At 67.7% G+C, this 18,657-nt stretch carries 18 protein-coding genes; 12 read left to right on the top strand and 6 right to left on the bottom strand.

Translation table 11 applies throughout. The annotated features are described in order from the left end of the window. Positions 1-4: 4 nt before the first annotated feature. The 3 genes from ACUN0C_RS08735 (at position 5) to ACUN0C_RS08725 (ending at position 2,269) form a co-directional block, all read left to right on the top strand. Complete coding sequence (locus tag ACUN0C_RS08735) at positions 5-475, top strand: cupin domain-containing protein (protein ID WP_445465943.1); 471 nt, start codon at positions 5-7, stop codon at positions 473-475. A 32-nt stretch (positions 476-507) separates the two neighbouring features. After that, the gene (locus tag ACUN0C_RS08730; protein WP_445465942.1) at positions 508-1,296 is read left to right on the top strand and encodes an alpha/beta fold hydrolase; all 789 of its coding nucleotides are present in this window, start codon (positions 508-510) and stop codon (positions 1,294-1,296) included. 70 nt (positions 1,297-1,366) lie between these two features. Further along, positions 1,367-2,269: an alpha/beta fold hydrolase gene (locus tag ACUN0C_RS08725; protein WP_445465941.1), complete on the top strand. Its 903-nt coding sequence runs from the start codon at positions 1,367-1,369 to the stop codon at positions 2,267-2,269. A 52-nt stretch (positions 2,270-2,321) separates the two neighbouring features. On the opposite strand, the gene ACUN0C_RS08720 is transcribed toward ACUN0C_RS08725, so the two are convergent. From ACUN0C_RS08720 to ACUN0C_RS08700, 5 genes are all read right to left on the bottom strand, one after another. After that, positions 2,322-3,125, bottom strand: a complete 804-nt coding sequence (locus ACUN0C_RS08720; protein WP_445465940.1) for an enoyl-CoA hydratase/isomerase family protein — start codon at positions 3,123-3,125, stop codon at positions 2,322-2,324. A gap of 8 nt (positions 3,126-3,133) precedes the next feature. Next, positions 3,134-3,769 carry a UbiX family flavin prenyltransferase gene (locus ACUN0C_RS08715; RefSeq protein ID WP_445465939.1) on the bottom strand — a complete coding sequence of 212 codons (636 nt, stop codon included), beginning with the start codon at positions 3,767-3,769 and terminating at the stop codon, positions 3,134-3,136. Then, positions 3,766-4,257, bottom strand: coding sequence for a MaoC family dehydratase (locus tag ACUN0C_RS08710; protein WP_445465938.1), 492 nt, complete (start codon positions 4,255-4,257; stop codon positions 3,766-3,768). Before ACUN0C_RS08710 ends, ACUN0C_RS08715 begins: the two co-directional genes overlap by 4 nt. Beyond that, on the bottom strand, positions 4,254-5,816 hold the full coding sequence (locus tag ACUN0C_RS08705) for a class I adenylate-forming enzyme family protein (RefSeq protein WP_445465937.1): 1,563 nt from the start codon (positions 5,814-5,816) through the stop codon (positions 4,254-4,256). The genes ACUN0C_RS08710 and ACUN0C_RS08705 overlap by 4 nt, the downstream gene beginning before the upstream one ends. Before the next feature lie 66 nt (positions 5,817-5,882). Then, positions 5,883-7,478 (bottom strand): UbiD family decarboxylase, encoded by a 1,596-nt coding sequence (locus ACUN0C_RS08700; protein WP_445465936.1) that lies wholly within the window; start codon positions 7,476-7,478, stop codon positions 5,883-5,885. 240 nt (positions 7,479-7,718) lie between these two features. Between ACUN0C_RS08700 and ACUN0C_RS08695 the strand changes: the two genes are divergently transcribed. The 8 genes from ACUN0C_RS08695 to ACUN0C_RS08660 all read left to right on the top strand — a co-directional run bounded on the left by ACUN0C_RS08695 (position 7,719) and on the right by ACUN0C_RS08660 (position 16,130). After that, positions 7,719-8,561, top strand: a complete 843-nt coding sequence (locus ACUN0C_RS08695; RefSeq protein WP_445465935.1) for an ABC transporter ATP-binding protein — start codon at positions 7,719-7,721, stop codon at positions 8,559-8,561. Next, positions 8,561-9,331 carry an ABC transporter permease gene (locus tag ACUN0C_RS08690; RefSeq protein WP_445465934.1) on the top strand — a complete coding sequence of 257 codons (771 nt, stop codon included), beginning with the start codon at positions 8,561-8,563 and terminating at the stop codon, positions 9,329-9,331. Before ACUN0C_RS08695 ends, ACUN0C_RS08690 begins: the two co-directional genes overlap by 1 nt. Before the next feature lie 54 nt (positions 9,332-9,385). Next, positions 9,386-10,426, top strand: coding sequence for an ABC transporter substrate-binding protein (locus ACUN0C_RS08685; RefSeq protein WP_445465933.1), 1,041 nt, complete (start codon positions 9,386-9,388; stop codon positions 10,424-10,426). Between the two features lie 34 nt (positions 10,427-10,460). Next, positions 10,461-11,447: a tripartite tricarboxylate transporter substrate binding protein gene (locus ACUN0C_RS08680; protein WP_445465932.1), complete on the top strand. Its 987-nt coding sequence runs from the start codon at positions 10,461-10,463 to the stop codon at positions 11,445-11,447. A gap of 87 nt (positions 11,448-11,534) precedes the next feature. Then, positions 11,535-11,981: a tripartite tricarboxylate transporter TctB family protein gene (locus tag ACUN0C_RS08675; RefSeq protein ID WP_445465931.1), complete on the top strand. Its 447-nt coding sequence runs from the start codon at positions 11,535-11,537 to the stop codon at positions 11,979-11,981. Beyond that, entirely contained in the window at positions 11,972-13,513 is a 1,542-nt protein-coding gene (locus ACUN0C_RS08670; RefSeq protein WP_445465930.1) for a tripartite tricarboxylate transporter permease, read from the top strand. Before ACUN0C_RS08675 ends, ACUN0C_RS08670 begins: the two co-directional genes overlap by 10 nt. Next, on the top strand, positions 13,510-14,574 hold the full coding sequence (locus ACUN0C_RS08665) for an ornithine cyclodeaminase family protein (protein ID WP_445465929.1): 1,065 nt from the start codon (positions 13,510-13,512) through the stop codon (positions 14,572-14,574). Before ACUN0C_RS08670 ends, ACUN0C_RS08665 begins: the two co-directional genes overlap by 4 nt. Before the next feature lie 26 nt (positions 14,575-14,600). Next, positions 14,601-16,130 carry a UbiD family decarboxylase gene (locus tag ACUN0C_RS08660; protein ID WP_445465928.1) on the top strand — a complete coding sequence of 510 codons (1,530 nt, stop codon included), beginning with the start codon at positions 14,601-14,603 and terminating at the stop codon, positions 16,128-16,130. Positions 16,131-16,196: 66 nt separating this feature from the next. Here ACUN0C_RS08660 and ACUN0C_RS08655 read toward each other — a convergent pair whose 3' ends face one another. Continuing rightward, positions 16,197-16,793, bottom strand: coding sequence for an SAM-dependent methyltransferase (locus ACUN0C_RS08655; protein WP_445465927.1), 597 nt, complete (start codon positions 16,791-16,793; stop codon positions 16,197-16,199). Positions 16,794-17,112: 319 nt separating this feature from the next. Here ACUN0C_RS08655 and ACUN0C_RS08650 point away from each other — a divergent pair, with 319 nt between their 5' ends. After that, positions 17,113-18,654: a UbiD family decarboxylase gene (locus ACUN0C_RS08650; protein ID WP_445465926.1), complete on the top strand. Its 1,542-nt coding sequence runs from the start codon at positions 17,113-17,115 to the stop codon at positions 18,652-18,654. Positions 18,655-18,657: the final 3 nt, after the last annotated feature.

Below are 18,657 nucleotides of genomic sequence, written 5' to 3'. Positions count from 1 at the left end.
AGAGATGAGCAACACCCCGACCCGCGAACTCGTCACGATCGACGGCGTGAACGTCGTCCTGCAGCGCGACCAATCCCCGATGATCAACGGCGGCGTGCTGGAGATGGCGGAAGCGCTCCGCCTCTTCAACATCTTCGACCCGAAGTTCCAGCCGAGCAATCTGAACCTCGCCGACGGCAAGCCGCTCCGCCTCTACGACGGCAAGACGGTGAAGGTCGACCTCTCCAAGCGCAGCAAGGAGGACATGGGCTTCTGGCACCGGAACATCGACGCGCACGAGATCATCTTCTGCGTCAAGGGCGCGCTCGACTGGGAGACTGAGATGGGCGAGCGGACGGTGCGCCCCGGCGACATGCTCTTCATCCCGCGCGGGATCGCCCACCGCTCCAAGCTGTCCGCGGAATCGGCCGACGAGAACGTGCTTCTCGAGCTGAAGATCAGCGAGCCCGTGACCTACGTCGCCGAGAACAAGTGAGCCCGGCGGCCTCTGCAAGGGAAAGTCGCAACATGTTCGTGGAATCGAATGGCGTGAAGTTCCATTGCGAGCTGTCCGGCCCGGTCGGCGCGCCGTGGGTCACCTTCTCGCATGCGCTCGCCAATAATCTGACCCTCTGGGACGACGTGGCCGAGAGGCTGAGCGACCGCTACCGTGTGCTGCGCTACGACCATCGCGGCCACGGCCAGACCGAGGCGGTGCCCGGCCCGTACACGTTCCCGATGCTGATCAAGGACGTGCTCGGCATCTGGGACGAACTCGGCGTCGACCGGAGCCACTGGGTCGGGCTCTCGATCGGCGGCATGATCGGCTACGGGCTCGGCATCGAGCATCCGGAGCGGCTGCGCTCGATCGTGGCCTGCGACTCGCGTCCGGACGCGCCACCGGACTACGCCGCCTACTTCCAGTCGCGCATCGACAAGGCTCGCGAGAAGGGGATGGAAGGGGTCGTGGAGCCGACGATCGAGCGCTGGTTCACGCCGGAGACCCGCGCGAAGAACCCGCCGGTGCTCGACAAGGTGCGCGACATGATCCGCACGACCAACCCGGTCGGCCACGAGGGCTGCTGCGAGGCGCTGAAGACGCTTTCGTTCGGCCCGAGGCTCCACGAGATCAAGGTGCCGACGCTCATCCTAGGCGGTGCCAAGGACAAGGGCGCCCCGCCCGAAGCGCTCGCCGAGGCGGCCGCGAAGATCCCGGGCGCCGAGCACGTCGTGATCCCCGACGCCGGGCACATCACCGCGCTCGAGAACCCGGACGCCTTCATGGCCGCGCTGGAAGCGTTCCTCGCCAGGCACTGAGCCGGCCGCCTTGCCACTGTCGCCGCCTGCGTCATTCGCGGGCGGCGGTCCTCCAGAAACGGAAGCACGAATGCCGGCACCCGCACCGATCGAGACACTGACCGCCACCATGAGCGACGGCCTGGCGGTGCCGGTCCGGCGCTATGGCAGGCCGGGCGCGACACGCCTCGTCGTCAGCCACGGCAACGGCTTCGCCGTCGACGGCTACCGCGTGTTCTGGGAGCCGCTCGCCGAGCGCTTCGACGTCCTGGTCTTCGACATGCGCAATCACGGTCGCACCGAGCCGAGCGGCGCCGACGGCCATCACTATCAGCAGATGGCGCGGGACATCCAATCGGTCGCCGCCGAAATCGAGGCCGCGCTCGGGCCGGGCCGGACCGTGGGCGTGTTCCACTCCATGTCCTCGCGCGCGGCGATGAAGCAGGCGGTGGAGCGCGGCTCGCCGTGGGACGCGCTCGTGCTGTTCGATCCGCCGAACGTCCCGCCGCGCGACCATCCGCTCTACGAATCCATGCGCGTCTTCGAGCTGAGGCTGCTCGACTTCGCCGCCAACCGGCCCGACCGCTTTCAGGCCGTCGACGATCTCGCGCAGCTCTTCCGGGACAACAAGGCGAGCAGCCGGTGGGACGACGGGGCGAAGCAGGACATGGCCGAAGCCGTGCTCCGGCCGTGCGCGGACGGCGGCTACGAGCTGGCCTGCCGGCGCGAGCTCGAGGCCTCCATCTACCTCGCCGCGCTCACCCTCGATCTCTGGCCGAAGGCGACGGAGTTCGGCGGCCCGATGAAGATGATCGGCGCCGATCCCGAGCTCGTCCCGAACACGGCGACCGCCAAGGCGAACCACGCGCTCGCCACCGAGAACGGCTACGAATACGAGGCGGTGCCGCAGACGGGACACCTCCTCCAGATCGAGCGGCCCGAGGCCTGCCGCGCCGCCATGCTCTCGTTCCTTGAAAGGCTGAAGCTCGCCTGAGCAGGGCCGCAGGGCTGGATGGGCGCCGCGGAGCGCGCGCCCTCGATCTCCGTCAGCGGCCGGTGAAGTTCGGCGGGCGCTTCTCGAAGAACGAGGTCACGCCCTCGCGGAAATCCTCCGACGAGCGCAGGCGGCCATAGGCGCCGCCCTCGAGCTCGATCGCGCCGCGCACGGAGAGGTGCTGGCCCTCGTTGAGCGTCCGCTTGATCGTGCGCTGCGCGAGCGGGGAGAAGGCCGTGAGCTCCGCCACGAGTCTGTCCACGGTCGCCTCGAGATCCGAATCTGGCACGCACTCGGTCACGAAGCCGTAGGCCTCCGCCTGCCGGCCGGACACGCGCCTGGAGCGCATCACGATATCCTTGGTGCGAGCGATCCCGATCATGTGCAGGAGCCGCGCCGAGCCGCCCGAGCCGGGAATCATACCGATGCGCATCTCCGGCAACGCGAAGAGCGCCGTCTCCGAGGCGATCCGGAAGTCGCAGGCGAGCGAGAGCTCGAAGCCGACGCCGAAGCAATAGCCGCGCACCGCGCAGACGACCGGCTTGCGGCAGCGTTCCGGCGCCGCGACGTTGTCGGCGAGTTCCGCCACCACCTCCGGCGGTGCCTCCAGGAAGCCGCGGATGTCGCCGCCGCTCGAGAAATTCTCGCCGTTGGAGCGGAGCACGATGACGCGCACGCTCTCGTCCGCGTCCAGCGCCTCGAAGGTGCGGCGCAGCTGCGTCCGCTCCTTCATCGAGATCACGTTGAGCGGAGGGCGGTCGAGGACGATGTCGGCACGCGGACCGGAGCGCTCGACGCGGAAGCCGTCTAGCGCTTCGTCCTGCGGGCCCGCCGCCGCGGGTGCTGCCTCGGTCATTTCGGTCCTCAGGTCTTGCCGTGAAGTGCGGGTTCGGGGCGGGCAGCGGCGGCGTCGCCCGCCGCGCCGCCCGCGCCGTCCGTCTCTTCCTTCCAGCGTTTCACGATGTGCGCGTCGATGTCGAAGAGGTCGAGCGCGCGGCCGACCGTCTGGTTCACGATGTCGTCGATCGTCTGCGGCCGGTGGTAGAAGGCCGGGACCGGCGGCATGACGATCGCGCCGTTGCGTGTCGCCTGCTCCATGAGCGCGATGTGTCCGGCATGGAGCGGCGTCTCCCGGAAGAGGAGCACCAGGCGGCGGCGCTCCTTGAGGCAGACGTCGGCGGCCCTGACGACGAGTTCGTCATTGTAGGAATTCGCGATGCCGCTCAGCGTCTTGGCGGAGCAGGGCGCGACGAACATGCCGAGCGTCTTGAACGAGCCCGACGAGATGCCGGCGCCGATGTCGCGGAACTGGTAGAGCCGGTCGGCGAGGCCGCGGACTTGGTCGAGGCCGTAATCCGTCTCCTCCGTGATGGTCCGTGCCGCCGAGGGCGAGATGATGACGTGGCTTTCGATGTCCTCGATCATGCGGAGGACCTGGAGCGTGCGGATGCCGTAGATGACGCCGGACGCCCCGGTAAGCGCCACGATAAGCCGTTTCATGCTGCCTCACCTGCGCGCGGAACGAGAAGGGTGGGGCGCATCCGCTGCACGAGCGCGCCGTTCTGGTTGAAGGTCTCGACCCGCAGCACGACCTTGCCCATGTCCGGGCGCGAGCGCGATGCCAGCATCTCCTCGACCGTTACGGTCACCGTCAGGACGTCTCCCGGACGCACCGGGCGCGGCCAGGCGATCTCGCCGACGCCCGCGCCGATCAGGCCGCCTGCGATCGGTAACGCCTCGACGAAGAGCCGCATGGTGACGGCGGCGGTGTGCCAGCCGCTCGCCACCAGCGTTCCGAAGAAGCTGTGGGCGGCCGCGTCGGGATCGGTGTGGAACGCCTGCGGGTCGTAGGCCCCGGCGAAACGCCTGATCTCGTCGAGCCGCATCTCGTATGCCGAGGACGAGAAGGTCTGCCCCACGGACAGGTCCTCGAACGTCAGCGCTCCGCCCGCGCCCGCCGTCTCGGCGGATCGGTTCGCCGCGCTCATGCCGTCGCTTGGAGGCTCGGCAGCGTCTCGCGCAGCTTGTCGCGCAGCACCTTGCCCCGGTCGTTCTTCGGCAGCGACTCGGCGATGTAGACGCGCTTCGGCACCTTCGCGTGCGGCAGCCGGCTCTTGCAGTACTCGGCGATCTGTTCGGCGGTGACGTCGGCCCGCTTCGGGACGACGACGCAGACCACTTCCTCGCCATAGATCGGGTCCGGCACGCCGACCGCCGCGCCTTCGAAGACGAGGTCGCTCGCCATCAGCACGTTGTCGATCTCCACCGGAGAGATGTTCATGCCGCCGCGGATGATGAGGTCCTTGGTGCGGCCCGTGACTGTGATGAAGCCCTCCTCGTCGCGCACGGCGAGGTCGCCGGTCTTGACGCGCAATCCGCGGACGGGATCGATGCTGCCGTCGTCGCGGAGCGTGCCGAGCGCGGTCTGCGGCCCGCCGATCGTCACCTCGCCCTCCACGCCCGGCGGGCAGACGTTTCCGGCCTCGTCGACGATGGCGAATTCCTGGTGCTTGGCGGGCAGGCCGACGGTGCCGCGCTTCCACCTGTAGTGGCGGTTGCCGCAGATCCAGCCGGCTTCCGACATGCCGTAAAGCTGCAGCAGCTTCACCCCATACATTGTCTCGAACTTCGTCCATTGCTCGGGACTGAGCGGCGCCGTCGAGCAGGTCATGAGCCGCAGCGTCGGGATGTCGTCGCTCGTATAGCCGAGCGGCTTGTTGAGGAGCATGTTCACCACCGTCGGCACGCCGGCGGAGAAGGTGATGCCGTGCTTCTGGATCCACTCGAAGAAGCGGCTGTGCGAGAAGCGCTTGGCGATGTGGAGGGTGAGCCCGGTCTCCAGGAACGGCATCAGGCTCAGGACCTGCGCCGAGTTCCAGCCGAACGAGCGGTATTCGAGCGTGCGGTCGTCCGCGGTGAGGCCGAGCATGTCGAGCGTCGAGAGCCCGCTCAGCCAGTAGGCGGCATGGTCGTAGACCACCATCTTCGGCCGGCTGGTGGTGCCGGAGGTGCAGAAGATGCAGGCGAGGTCGGCCGGCTCGTTCCGCTCCGGCAGGCTGGCCGGCTCGGTGCCGGCCGGCAGGGCCGCGAAGAACTGGTCGGCCTCGTCGGGCGGGCTGGCGCCCCAGCGGCCGAACCGGATGCAGCGGGCCTCGGCGGCGAGCTCGCTGCAGTCGAGATCCTTGTGGTGAAGCACGAGCTTGGGCTGCACCAGCCGGGACAGCTCCACGAGGTGCTCGCGGTTCAGCTCGATGTTGAGCGGACAAACGACGGCGCCGATGCGCCAGATGCCGAACCAGATCAGGAGTTTCTCGAGGCACTCGTCGGAGAGGAGCAGGACGCGGTCGCCCTTCGTCACGCCGAGCGCCTTCAGATGGGCGGCGATGCCGTCGACCACCGTCTCCAGGGCTCCGAACGTGATCTCGCTCTCCTGATCGAGATCGACGATCGCCGGCTTGTCCGGGTCGCGCGCCGCATAGCGGGCGAGGAGGTCGGCGAGCGACTGGAAGGGAATGTCCAGCTGGTGGTCGCCGAAGGGGCTCTGCATTCCTTGTCCTCCCAAAGGGGCCAAGAAGCGGCCGGGCGGCATTTCTCCGCCGGCCGCGTTCCCGCCTCAGTAGCCGGTGCGCGCGAGAATTTCCGTCCAGCCCTTCATCCGGCCCTTCACGTTGGCGATCTGCTCCTGGGACAGGAAGTCCTCGAGCTTCACCTTGTCGACCGGATATTGCGGCCGCAGGAAGTCCTGCTCGTAACCGTAGGGGACGGTCGCGTCGATGCCCATGCCGCCCTCGTAGCTCGTGTTGGTCGCCGTCCATTCCTTGTCGCCCGCCGTCATGCGCTCGGCCGGCATGAAGGTCTGGCCGCGGCCGCCCGGCGTCGGGTTCAGGATGTCGGTGCGCGGATTGACCCGGGTGGTGAGGCACCACATCACGTCGTCCATGGAATAGATGTTGGTGTCCTCGCTCACCGCGATCGCCACCCGCATGCCCTGCGAGGTGGAGAGCAGCGCGGACAGGAAGTTGCGCTGCCAGCCCTCCTCGATGCGGTTGCGCTTCTTCACCTGGATGATGACGCCGCCCCAGTCGGTCATGCAGTAGGGGATGTTCACGTCCTGCACGATGCCCGGCTGCATGCGGTTGCAGAGCTCGAACATCGCCGCCTCGCGGATGGAGGTGTCGATGTTGTGCTCGTCGAGCGTGTGGGCGCCGAGCGCGAAGATGATCGGCTTCGATTCCGGCTTGCGGGTCGTGACCGCGGTGACGTGGAAGGTGGGCGCGCGGTAGGACTTGCCCATGTAGCCGGCCCATTCCGGATGGAAGTGATGGCGGCCCTGGGTCTGGTCGGCCTCGGCCTCGGCGGTCTCGTAGCGCTTGTCGCGCGGGTCGATGTAGCCCTCGATCACCACCTCGGCGTCGGCGAGCGCCCAGGCGTCGACCGTGCGCGCCTTCACGACGCGGACGGGGAAGCCCTGCGCCGCCCCGGCAACGCCGATCTCGTCGCAGCCATAGGGCAGGATCACGTAATCGAAGGCGGCGCCGGCAAGCAGGGTGCAGGCGGCCGGCACGCCGAAGCAGAAGGTGAGCGGCACCCGCTCGTTCCGCCGGTACGCCTCGCTCACGACCTGCCACATGTGCGAGCCGGGCGAGATCTGGAAGGTGCCGACATTGCCCCAGCGGAAGTTCATCCGGTTGTAGCCGAGATCGGTGCCGCCGCCGAAGGCGGCGCCGGAGACGACGCGGATGCCGGAGCCGACCGTCATCTCCTTCTCCAGATCCGTGTGCCGGATCGGGACCAGGAACGGATTCACGTCGTCCGGCTTCTCGATCACCACCTCCTGGCAGGGCGCCTCCGACTGCGGGATTTCGCGCGGCGGCATCGGGTGCGACAGCGCGTAGGCGAGCTTCTGGGTGCGCTCCTTGTCGGAGGCCCAGCCAAACATCTTGTTGATGACGTCGATGTCGCCGAAGAGGTTCGTCAGCAGGCGATGGTTCGGCTTGCCGGTCACGTTGTTGAAGAGCGCCGGGCAGGAGCCGTCCATCAGCTTCTGCAGGCCGGTCAGCTCGAGGTCCGGGTCGACCTCCTTGTCAGTGACGACGAGATCGCCCTGCGCCTGCAGCCAGTCGAGCGTGCTGCGCAGATCCTGAAGATGCCGGTTCGGGTGCGTCTGGGCTCCTTCAGGGGCCGCTGTTTCCATGCGTACGATGCTCATCGGTCAAGCCTCCCGCTATATCCGCAATTTCGCGCCTGTTTACCCGTAAGCGCGCTTCGGCGCAACGTCTCCAGCGTCCGGAAAGCACGGTGGGCAGATCGGAAACTCGATCTGCGCTCCGCCTCCCTGGAGGCAATTCTTTCCGCCGACAGTACCGGGAAGCAGGATCGCGCTCTGGACCGTACAAGAATTTCGGTATAGATATGCGTGAAAAGGAACCACAGGGGAGGCGACAGCTTGATGGCTGCTGCGCGCAGAGGGCTGCAGGTCATTCCGGGCAGTGCCGGCGGCAGGCGCGAAGCCGTGCGGATCGCGAGGCTCAGCTATCGCCTTTTCGACCGGCAGAAGCGCCCGCTCCCCATTCTCGCCGAGGTCGACCTCACCCTCGGCGAGGGAGAGTTCGTCTCCATTGTCGGGCCGAGCGGCTGCGGCAAGAGCACGCTCCTCAATTTCGTGGCCGGCCTCCTGCCGGTCCAGTCGGGCACCGTGGAGGTTTTCGGCAAGGCTCCCGGGGCGCGCGACGCGGCAATCGGCTACGTCTTCCAGCAGCATGCCCTGCTCCCCTGGCGCTCGGTGCTCCACAACACCGAGATCGCGCTCGAGGTGAAGGGGGTCCCGAAGGCCGAGCGGCAGCGCCGCGCGCGGGAGATGCTCGGGGTGATGGGGCTCGACGGCTTCGAGGACCATTATCCGCGGGAGATCTCGGGCGGCATGCGGCAGCGCGTCTCGCTCGCCCGCACGCTCGTGGACGATCCCAACCTTATCCTGATGGACGAGCCCTTCGGGGCGCTCGACGCCCAGACCAAGCTCCTCATCCAGGAGATGTTCCTCGCCTATTGGGAGGAGCACCGGAAGAGCGTTCTGTTCGTGACGCACGACCTCGCCGAGGCGATCGCGCTCTCCGACCGGATCCTCGTCATGAGCTCCCGGCCCGGCCGCATCATGGCGGAATACGATGTCGGCATCCCGCGGCCCCGCAAGCTCGACCAGGTCCGCCACATGCCCCGCTTCACCGAACTGCATGACAGCATATGGGAGAACCTCCGCGGCGAGGCCGTCAAGGCGATGCAGGGGAGGGCGTGATGGAGCCGGACCGCTCGCGGCAGATCGCGCTGCTCAAGGTCTTCATGCTTGTCTTCGTGCTCGGCGGCTGGGAGCTCGGCGCCCGCACCGGCTTCATTCCCACCTTCTGGACCAGCAGCCCGTCGCTGATCGCGGCCAATTTCTGGAAGTCGCTGCTCGCCAACGAGATCTCCTATCATACCTGGGTGACCATGCAGGAGGCGCTGGCGGGGCTCGCCGCGGGCGCGGTCGTCGGCATCCTGCTCGGCCTGCTCCTCGGCGTCAGCCGGGTGTTCGGGGCGGCGCTCGAGCCGTTCGTGATCGCGCTGAACAGCCTTCCGCGCGTCGCGCTCGCGCCCCTCATCGTGATGTTCGTCGGGATCGGCTTCGCCTCGAAGTTCCTGCTCGCCTTCTCGCTGGTCGTCGTGCCGATCATGCTCAACACCTATGAGGGCATCAAATCCGTCGATCCGCAGCTCGTGAACATGATGCGGGTCGTTCATGCGCGGCGCGACCAGGTCTTTTTCAAGGTGCTCCTGCCGAACTGCGTGCCGTGGATCTTCTCCGCGCTGCGCGTCTCGATCTCGTTCGCGATCATCGGCGCGATCGTCGGCGAGTTCATCTCGGCGCGCGCGGGCATCGGCTACATGATCGACACCGCCGCCGGCGGTTTCGACACGACCGGCATGATCATGCCGCTGTTCGTCCTGATGATCATCGCCTTCGCGCTCGACCGCGTGTTCGTCGCATTCTCGAACAGGCTCCTGCGCTGGCGGGAAGACGTCCGGTAGGCGCCGGGGCGGGGACCCGGGCGCTCGGGAAACGATAAGGAAAGGGAGGTGGACATGTTCTCGAAAGATCGTGTGAAGCGGAGGTCCGTGCTGGCGGCCGCGCTGGCGCTGGGCGTGGTGGCGCTGGCCGGGCCGAGCGGGGCGGAGGCGCAGGAGAAGCTGAACGTCGGCATCTCTGTGAAGTCGATCTTCGGCCTGCCCCTCGTCGTGGCGCGCGACAAGGGCTTCTTCCAGGAAGAGGGCCTCGACGTCACGGTCGAGTACTTCGCCGGCGGGCCGCCGGCCACGGCGGCGCTGATGGGCGGCTCGCTGCAGTTCCTGAACGCGGCGTTCGAGAACAACGTGAAGACGGTGAAGCTCGGCCAGCCGATCGTCACCATCATGAACATCCAGTCGGACTTCGCCGGCGCCGTCATCATGCGCAAGAACGTGGCCGAGAAGCTCGGCCATGATCCGAAGGTCGAGGATCTGCGCGGAATGCGCCTCGGCACACTCGCGCGCGGCGGCTTCACCGACGTGTCCTCCCGCTACATCCTCAACGCCGCCGGCCTGGAGCCGGAGAAGGACGTCGAGCTGATCCCGATCCGCGGTGCCGACCGGCAGATCGCCGCCGGCCAGGCGGGCGAGATCGACGCGGCGATGGTGACCGAGCCCTGGGGCCCGATCGCGGTCGAGGGCATGGGCGACTGGGTCTACGTCGTGAACATGACGGTGGGCGAGGGCCCGGACGTGTTCCACGACATGGGCTACGTCACCCTGCAGACCACGAAGACCTACCTCGAGCAGAACCGCGAGACCGCCGAGAAGGTCGTCCGCGCCGTCGTCAAGGCGCAGAACTACATCGCCGATCCGGCCAATCTCGACGAGCTCACCGAGATCTCTAAGAAGGAGTACGGCGACCTCGGCGGCGACGCCATGCGCATCTCCGTCGAGCGCCAGGCGACGTCCTACGTGCCCTTCATGCACGAGGACATGGTCACGAAGACCATGGAACTCCTCGTCCCGAACGGGCTGATCGAGGAGCCCGCGCCGGCCTATGCCGACGTCGTCGACACCGGCTTCGCGCCCCTGTGGGATGCCTACGAGAAGAAGTAGGACGGCAGGCAAGACAAGAGTCGAGGAACACCTGATGAGAAAATCTCTTTCGATACGTATCCGGGCTGCGACGGCCGGGTGCCTGATGGCTGCTTCGGCGGCCGTCATGGCGGCCGCGCCCGCAGCCGCGGAGTTTCCCGAAAAGCCGATCAAGCTGGTCGTGCCGTTCGCGCAGGGCGGCGCCACCGACCAGGTCGGCCGCATGATCGCGCAGCCGCTCGAGCAGGTCCTCGGCCAGCCGGTTGCCGTGGTGAACCAGGCGGGGGCGGGTGGCGCGGTCGGCCTGGCGAACCTCGCCAAGACCCGCGCCGACGGCTACACGCTCGCGATCGGCTCCGATTCGAGCCTGGCCGCCCGTCCCCTGATGACGGAGAGCGGCTACACGATCGAAAGCTTTGCTCCGATCGCGCGGCTCGTCGAAGCTCCGACCGGGATCGCGGTTGCAGCCAACAGCGAGCACCAGGACCTCAACAGCCTGCTCGAGGCCATGAAGTCCGGCGAGCTGACCTGGTCGAGCCCCGGCGTCGGCTCGGGGCCGCACCTCGCCATGGAGATCTTCTTCGACCAGATCGGCGCGCGGGCGACCCACATCAACGCGCAGAGCGGCAAGGAGGCGCTGGTCAAGCTGCTGTCGGGGGAGGTCGACTTCGTCTCCGCCGCCGGCTCCAACTTCCCGGCCATGGTCTCCGAGAACGAGGGTGCGATCAGGGTCTTGGGCCTCGCCGGCGAGGAACGCTGGCCGCGCATGCCGGACGTGCCGACCTTCAGGGAGCAGGGCGTGGATTACGTGCGTGCGCAATGGTTCGGCCTGGTCGCGCCGGCTAAGACGCCGCAGGAGGCCGTGAACCGTCTCGCCGAGGAAATCGAGAAGATCATGAACGATCCGAAGAGCGACGAGCTGCTGGCGAAGTTCCATTTCAGCAGTGCGTTCCAGGGTCCGGAGGCCTTCGCCGAGCAGCTGCGGGTCGAGAGCGAGCAGCTCGCTCCGGTGCTCGCGCGGATCGGCATGGCGAAGAAATAGGGGGGCGGGCGTGCCCACCTCCGCATCGGCGCCGCAGGCCTTGTCGGCGGCGCCAATACTGCATCCGGGAGAGGATCTGAGAGCGGGATGAGAAGGCTCCTTCATCACCCGGATTCCGTCGCCGGCCTGGCGCTCGTCCTGGTCGGCGGCGTCGCGACGTACCTGTCGTTGCAGGTCGACGCGGGTCCTTCGGCCCTGACCCTGCCGCCGAACTTCTTTCCCCTCCTGTGCACGATCGGCACGGTTGTGATCGGGGTCGCACTCATGGTTCAGGCGGCGCGCGCCGAGCCGCAGCCGCAGCCGAGCCTGCTTGACCGGCGGGTGGCTGCGGTGCTCGGCCTCATGCTCGTCTATTTCGTCACGTTCGAGCATGTCGACTTCAGGGTCGGGTCGTTCGTCTTCGTGCTGGCGACGATGCTCGTGATGGGCTGCAGGAGCCTCGCTCAGCTCGCCCTCGTGCCGCTCGGCGTCGTGGCGGCCGTCTACTTCACCTTCACCTCCCTCTTCTCGATCCTCCTTCCGACATGGAACTGATCTCCGGTCAGGATCTGACGGCCGGCCTCTCGGTCCTGCTCGATCCCTACGTCCACGTCTTTCTCGTGATCGGCGCGATCGTCGGGATGATCTTCGGCGCGGCGCCGGGGCTGACCGCGCCCGCCGCGGTCGCACTGATGCTGCCGCTGACCTATGGCCTGGGGCTCAATTCATCGCTCGCGCTGCTGCTCGGGATCTATTGCAGCGGCTATTTCGCGGGATCGATCCCGGCCATCCTGATCAACACGCCCGGAACGCCCGGCAACGCCGCGAGCGCCCTCGACGGCTACCAGATGGCGAAGCTCGGCGCCGGCGACCGTGCGATCACCACCGCAATCATCGCCTCCTTCATCGGCGGGCTCTGCTCGATGCTGCTCCTGTCCGCGGTCGCTCCGGCGCTCGCCCGCGTAGCGCTGAGCTTCACGTCAGTGGAGTACTTCTCGCTGGCACTGCTCGGCATCGTCTGCGTCGCCGGCATCTCGACGGGCTCCTTCCTGAAGGGCTGCGCCGGGGCGCTGATCGGCATCTTCATCTCCACGATCGGGCTCGACCCGACCAGCGGCGTGCCGCGCCTGACCTTCGGCATCCCGGACCTCCTCGCCGGCATTCCCCTCATCCCGGCGCTGATCGGGCTCTTCGCCATCTCGGAGATGCTGACGAAGTCGTTCCGCAATCAGCCGGTCCAGCACTTCCTCGCGATGGACCGGCCGACGCCGATTGCGGCCGTCCTCGCCGATTTCGCCCGAAACAAGTGGCTCACCCTCAAGTCGGCCCTCATGGGCACGTTCATCGGGCTCCTGCCCGGGACCGGGCCGGCGATCGCGTCCTGGGTCGCCTATGGCGATGCGCTGCGCACCCGCAAGCCGGGGGACAAGTTTGGCAAGGGCGAGGTGAAGGGTGTCATCGCCTGCGAGGTTTCCAACAACGCGGTGACGGGCGGGGCGATGATCCCGCTCCTGACCCTCGGCATTCCCGGCGATCCGGTGACCGCGATCCTGATCGGGGCCCTGATGATCCAGGGAATCGAGCCGGGTCCGTTCTTCATCCGCGATCACGGCTCCGTCTTCATCGCCATCCTGATCCTGCTGTTCGTCTCGAACATCTGGATGGTCATCATCGGCCTGCTCTCGCGCCGCGGCGCCGCCAAGGTCGTGCGCGTCCCGGCACACGTCCTCGTCCCGACCATATCGGTGCTCGCCGCGGCGGGCGGCTACGCGATCAACAGCAGCAGCTTCGACGTCATGCTCACGGTCCTCTTCGGGGTCGCGGGGTTCCTGATGGCCCGCTACCACTTCCCGGTGGCCACCGTCGTGCTGGGGCTGGTGCTCGGGCCGATCCTCGAATCGAACCTCCGGAATGCGCTGATCGGCAGCAAGATGGATCCGACCGTGTTCGTGACCCGTCCGATCAGCGCCGTGATCCTCGCCGGCATCGTGCTCCTGATCTGGGTCTGGGGGCGCGAGGACCGCCGGCAGAGGCGTCTGGTGGCGGCGCAACTCGGCAAGGATGTAGCGGAGGCGCGGGACAGGTGAGCGAGATCTTGTTGCTTCGTCCGCACGAGCTCCTGGGGCTCGTCGGAATGGCGGAGGCCATCGATGCGGTAGCGGCCGCTTACGCAGGCGGATCGGAATATCCCGTCATCAATGCGCCGCGGCGGCGGGTCCATTCGCCGGAAGGCGTGCGCGTGAGCAACTTCCCCGGCGGGGTTCACGCGCTCGGCGTGATCGGCTCCCAGACCCGGGCCGAGCTCGTCGGCCACGGCGAAGGCCATCAGCACTATCTCCGGCGCGAGCCGCCGGTCTTCGTCCTCAACGATTCCCATACCGGCGAGCTCCTCGCGATCCTGATCGGCGAGATCCCGGAGAAGGATCTCGGGCCGTCCAGCCTGATGGCGATGCGGACAGGCGCGACGAGCGGGGTGGGATTCCGCCACCTGGTGCGCGAGGACGCGCGGGTCGCGGGCCTGTTCGGCTCCGGCGGCCAGGCGGCGCACCAGCTCCAGGCGCTCCTCACGGTGCGCCCCGGCATCGAGCGGGTCCGCGTCTTCAGCCGGGATGAGGACAACCGCGCCCGCTTCGCCGAGGAATACGGCGCCCGGTTCGGCGTCGAGATCGAGCCCGTCGCCGCCGCCGAGGCCGTGATCGACGGCGCCGACGCGGTCCTGTGCGCCACCAACACCTCGACCGTGCTGTTCGACGGCGATCTGCTCCAGCCCGGCCAGCACGTAACCGGCATCATCGGCTCGAACATGCAGCTGGTGGAGGGCGGCTTCCTGAAGACGGTTCGACGCGAGCTCGACGACCGCACGGCGGAGCGCGCCGAATTGATCGTCGCCAATCTCCGGGATTCCGTGATCTCCGAGAAGCAGGGCGACCTTTACCAGCCGCTCGCGAAGGGCCTGATCCGCCTCGAGGACATCGTCGATCTCGGCGAGCTCGCCCTCGGGCGTCACCCCGGCCGCACCGCGCCCGGGCAGCTGACCTACCACAAGAACAACAACGGCACCGGCGCGGCCGATCTTGCGGTCGCCATGCTGGCCTATCGGAAGGCGCGCGAACTGGGGCGCGGCACCATCATCGACCTTGCGGCCTGAGCCGAACGCGACAGGAGACATCACACATGGCAGTGGAACGCAGGCCGGTCGCCTTCGGCGACAAGCGCGGCTGGATCGAGGCACTCAAGGCGGCCGGCGAGCTGCGGGAGGTCGACGCCGAGGTCGACTGGAACTGCGAGATCGGGACGATCATGCGCCTCGCCCAGGGCGCCGGCGACGGGCCCGCGCTTATGTTCAACAACATCAAGGACTACAACGGCCCAGACAGCCGCTGCCGCCGCATCTTCGGCGGCGGTCTCGGCTCCTACGGCCGGCTCGCCATGATGCTCGGGCTGCCGAAGGACACGCATCCCCGCGAGCTCGTGAAGCTTGCGCGCACCGTCACGCAGGAGCGCCTGCCGCCGGTTCAGGTGGACACCGGGCCGGTCAAGGAGAACATCGTCCTCGGCAACGACATCGACCTCTACGACTTTCCGAGCCCGCACTGGAACAAGGTCGACGGCGGCCGCTACATCATCACCTATGCCGGCTGCGTGACGCGCCACCCGGTCACCGGCGTGATGAATGTCGGCATCTACCGCGGCATGGTGGCGAGCCGGAACGAGATCCCCATCCTGCTCTGGCGGGCGCAGAACATCGGCCACCATTTCACGGCCTACGAGCAGGCCGGCATCAAGGAGATGCCGATCGCCTTCGTCATCGGCTGGGAGCCGGTCATGGGCTTCTGCGCGGGGCAGCCGATCCCGGCGGGCGTATGCGAGTATGACGTGATGGGGGCGATGCGCGGCAAGCCGGTCGAGCTCGTCAAGTGCGAGACGGTCGACCTCGAAGTGCCGGCCGGCGCCGAGATCGTCATCGAGGGCGTGATCAGCACGGACCCGAAGGACTTCGTGATGGAGGGGCCGTTCGCCGAGTTCACCGGCTACGTGGCCGGCGACCGTTCGCCCAAGCCGACCTGCCGCGTGACCTGCATCACGCACCGCAACGACCCGATCCTGCGCGGGACGATCGAGGGATCGCTGCCCGGCAGCTTTTCGGAGAACGCGATCTGCAGCTCGGTCATGCGCTCGGCGACGGCGTGGAACGTGCTCGACCGGGCCGGCGTGCCGGGCGTCACGGACGTGTTCTGCCCGCCGGTCCATGCCGGCATCAACCTGCTCGTCCAGATCAGGCAGACCTACCGCAACCAGGCCAAGCAGGTGGCGAACGCCATCTGGGGCTCCTCCGCCGCCCATGTGCGCTACAAGCACGTGACCGTCGTCGACGACGACATCGACATCCACGACTACGCGGCCGTCGACTGGGCCATCGCCTATCGCGTGAACGCCGGCGAGGACGACGTCATCATCATGCCGTCCACCTTCGGCGCGGGCCTCGACCCCTCGACCCGCCGCCGCGACCGGAACGCCGCCCTGTTCGGCACGGGCAAGTGGAACCGGGTGCTCATCGACGCGACGATCAACCTCGACTACGACCCCGACCCCGATCTCGGCGGCGCGCGGTTTCCCCCGACGGTATGGCCGTCGCAGGAGGACCAGGACCGCGTTCTCGCCCGCTGGGAGGAACTCGGGCTTGGCGAGCCGCGGCGCGACTGACGCGGCGGCAGACCGGGACGCGTGCAAGCGCGCGGCGGGCCGGCCGGAACGGCCCGCCGCCGAGGCTCAGCCGCGCTTGCGGGCGACGAGGTCGATCAGCGCGGACATGCCCGCGTGGCGGGTTCCTTCGGCCATCCAGCTCTCGTGTTCGTCGAGCAGCAGGATGTCCATGTCGGCGAAGGATTCCTCCAGAAGTTCGCGCGTGTAGAGCTTCTCCAGCTCGCTCGGGCCGCCGGTCCTGTATTCGAGCTGCTTCGGCCCGTAACCGGTCATCAGGAGCAGCCCGCCGGGCTTCAGCGTCCTCTTGAAGCCTTCGAAGCAGCGTGCCCGGAGAGCGGGCGGCGCGAACTGGATGAAGATCACCGCGACGACGTCGAACGCGCTCTCCTCCCAGGCCCAGGATTCCAGGTCGCCCTGGACGAAGGTGAGCTCGACGCCGCGGGCGGCGGCGAGCTTGCGCGCCTTGGCGAGCCCGACGGCGGAGGAATCCATGGAGACCACGTCGAGGCCCTGCTCGGCCATCCAGACGCCGTTCCGGCCCTCGCCGTCGGCGACCGCGAGCGCCCGCTGGCCGGGCCGCAGGCGGTGAGCCTGCGCCTTCAGGAATGCATTCGGTTCGGTGCCGAAGAGATAGTCCTCCCCGGCATAGCGCTCGTCCCACATGTCAAAGGCTCCCCAGGCTGCGCAAGGATGCTGTCCTGTGCCGGCGCGCCCGCTGTACCAGGTTTCTGCGGTGGGAGGAGAGGCGGAGCCGAATCCGCCCCGCCCAGCCGCCTAAACCGCGTGGACACAAATCCATCTTTTGGTATATGTATGCAAGAATGTGGGCCGATCTCCTGCCGGGTCCGCATGATCTGTATACAACAATCCAGAGATCGCCGCTCCTCGGACACGACATGACGGTCCCGAACCGCTCGATGGGGGGACGGGATTTCAAGCGCGAGGCCGGCCGTCCGGGAAGGAAGCACGAGTGAGAGGAGCCATGAACGCCACCCCCGACATCAACAACCGCATCCGGCCGAGGGCCTTCGGCGACCTGCGCGGATGGATCGAGGCGCTCCGCCAGGAAGGCGAACTGCACGAAGTCGACGCCGAGGTGGACTGGGACGGCGAGATCGGCGCCATTGCGCGCCGGGTCTTCGGCCAGGGCAAGGGGCCGGCGCTCCTCTTCAAGAACATCAAGGGCTACGGGCCGGACGACGACGTCTGGTCGCGGCAGCTCTTCACCGGCGGCCTGTCCAACTATTCGCGCGTCGCGATGATGCTCGGCCTGCCGAAGGACGCTCCGGTGACGGACCTCGTCCTCGCCACCCAGCACTATTTCTCGCAGCGCGTGAAGCCGGAGACCGTGCAGACCGGGCCGGTCAAGGAGGTCGTCCTCAAGGGCGACGACATCGATCTCTACAAGCTGCCGGTGCCGCGCTGGCACGGCCTCGACGGCGGCCGCTACATCAACACCTACCAGGGCACGGTCACGATCGACCCCGATACCGGGCAGCACAATATCGGCATCTACCGCGGCATGATCGGCCAGCGCGACACGCTGCCGGTGCTGCTGTGGCGGGCGCAGAACTGGGGCGTGCATTTCCAGAAATGGGCCGACCGCGGCATGAAGATGCCCGTCGCGCACGTCTATGGCTGGGAGCCCTGCCTGCCCTATTGCGCCTCCGCGCCGATCCCGACCGGCGTCTCCGAGTACGAGGTCATGGGCGCCATCCGCGGCGAGCCGGTCCCGCTCGTGAAGTGCGAGACGAGCGACATCATGGTGCCGGCGAGCGCCGAGCTCGTGGTGGAGGGCTTCATCGATCCCGATCCGTCGACCTTCGAGATGGAGGGGCCGTTCGGCGAGTACACCGGCTATTTCGGCGGCGACCAGGGGCCGAAACACGTCACGAAGGTGACCTGCGTGACCATGCGCCGGAACCCGATCTATCGCGGCACGCTCGAGGGCACGCTGCCGAAGCGGCTCAACGAGAACTCCATCACGAGCTCCGTGCAGCGCGCCGGCGTCGCATGGAACGTGCTGAAGGCTGCGGGCGTGCCCGGCGTCACCGACGTCCATTGCCCGGCCGCCAACAACGGCACGACGCTCGTCATCCAGCTGCGGCAGACCTATCGCGGCCAGGCCAAGCAGGCCGCGGCCGCGATCTGGGGCTCGAACGCGGCGCACCTGCGCTACAAGAACATCTGGGTGGTGGACGACGACATCGACATCCACGATTACGGCTCGATCGACTGGGCCTTCGCCTATCGGGTGAACGCGGCGGAGGACGACATCGTCTTCTTCCCGGCGACCTTCGGCTCGCTGCTGGACCCGTCGACCCGGCTGGAGTACCGCGACCCGATCAAGTTCGGCACGGGCAAGTGGTGCCGCGTCCTGATCGACGCCACGCGGAACCTCGATTTCGAGCCGCAGAAGCAGTATGGCGGCGATCGCTTCCCGCCGACCGTGGTGCCCCTGCCGGAGCACTCCGACATCGTCGAAAGGCGCTGGAAGGAGTACGGGCTGGACGACAAGGCCTGATCG

This window comes from Faunimonas sp. B44 (genome assembly GCF_052655945.1).
This window is presented reverse-complemented; position numbering and strand designations above follow the sequence as displayed.

Excerpts from the sequence above, each read along its gene's own strand:
- ACUN0C_RS08735 (WP_445465943.1), top strand. The coding sequence starts at position 5 with ATGAGCAACACCCCGACCCGCGAACTCGTCACGATCGACGGCGTGAAC.
- ACUN0C_RS08730 (WP_445465942.1), top strand. The coding sequence starts at position 508 with ATGTTCGTGGAATCGAATGGCGTGAAGTTCCATTGCGAGCTGTCCGGC.
- ACUN0C_RS08725 (WP_445465941.1), top strand. The coding sequence starts at position 1,367 with ATGCCGGCACCCGCACCGATCGAGACACTGACCGCCACCATGAGCGAC.
- ACUN0C_RS08720 (WP_445465940.1), bottom strand. The coding sequence starts at position 3,125 with ATGACCGAGGCAGCACCCGCGGCGGCGGGCCCGCAGGACGAAGCGCTA.
- ACUN0C_RS08715 (WP_445465939.1), bottom strand. The coding sequence starts at position 3,769 with ATGAAACGGCTTATCGTGGCGCTTACCGGGGCGTCCGGCGTCATCTAC.
- ACUN0C_RS08710 (WP_445465938.1), bottom strand. The coding sequence starts at position 4,257 with ATGAGCGCGGCGAACCGATCCGCCGAGACGGCGGGCGCGGGCGGAGCG.
- ACUN0C_RS08705 (WP_445465937.1), bottom strand. The coding sequence starts at position 5,816 with ATGCAGAGCCCCTTCGGCGACCACCAGCTGGACATTCCCTTCCAGTCG.
- ACUN0C_RS08700 (WP_445465936.1), bottom strand. The coding sequence starts at position 7,478 with ATGAGCATCGTACGCATGGAAACAGCGGCCCCTGAAGGAGCCCAGACG.
- ACUN0C_RS08695 (WP_445465935.1), top strand. The coding sequence starts at position 7,719 with ATGGCTGCTGCGCGCAGAGGGCTGCAGGTCATTCCGGGCAGTGCCGGC.
- ACUN0C_RS08690 (WP_445465934.1), top strand. The coding sequence starts at position 8,561 with ATGGAGCCGGACCGCTCGCGGCAGATCGCGCTGCTCAAGGTCTTCATG.
- ACUN0C_RS08685 (WP_445465933.1), top strand. The coding sequence starts at position 9,386 with ATGTTCTCGAAAGATCGTGTGAAGCGGAGGTCCGTGCTGGCGGCCGCG.
- ACUN0C_RS08680 (WP_445465932.1), top strand. The coding sequence starts at position 10,461 with ATGAGAAAATCTCTTTCGATACGTATCCGGGCTGCGACGGCCGGGTGC.
- ACUN0C_RS08675 (WP_445465931.1), top strand. The coding sequence starts at position 11,535 with ATGAGAAGGCTCCTTCATCACCCGGATTCCGTCGCCGGCCTGGCGCTC.
- ACUN0C_RS08670 (WP_445465930.1), top strand. The coding sequence starts at position 11,972 with ATGGAACTGATCTCCGGTCAGGATCTGACGGCCGGCCTCTCGGTCCTG.
- ACUN0C_RS08660 (WP_445465928.1), top strand. The coding sequence starts at position 14,601 with ATGGCAGTGGAACGCAGGCCGGTCGCCTTCGGCGACAAGCGCGGCTGG.
- ACUN0C_RS08655 (WP_445465927.1), bottom strand. The coding sequence starts at position 16,793 with ATGTGGGACGAGCGCTATGCCGGGGAGGACTATCTCTTCGGCACCGAA.
- ACUN0C_RS08650 (WP_445465926.1), top strand. The coding sequence starts at position 17,113 with ATGAACGCCACCCCCGACATCAACAACCGCATCCGGCCGAGGGCCTTC.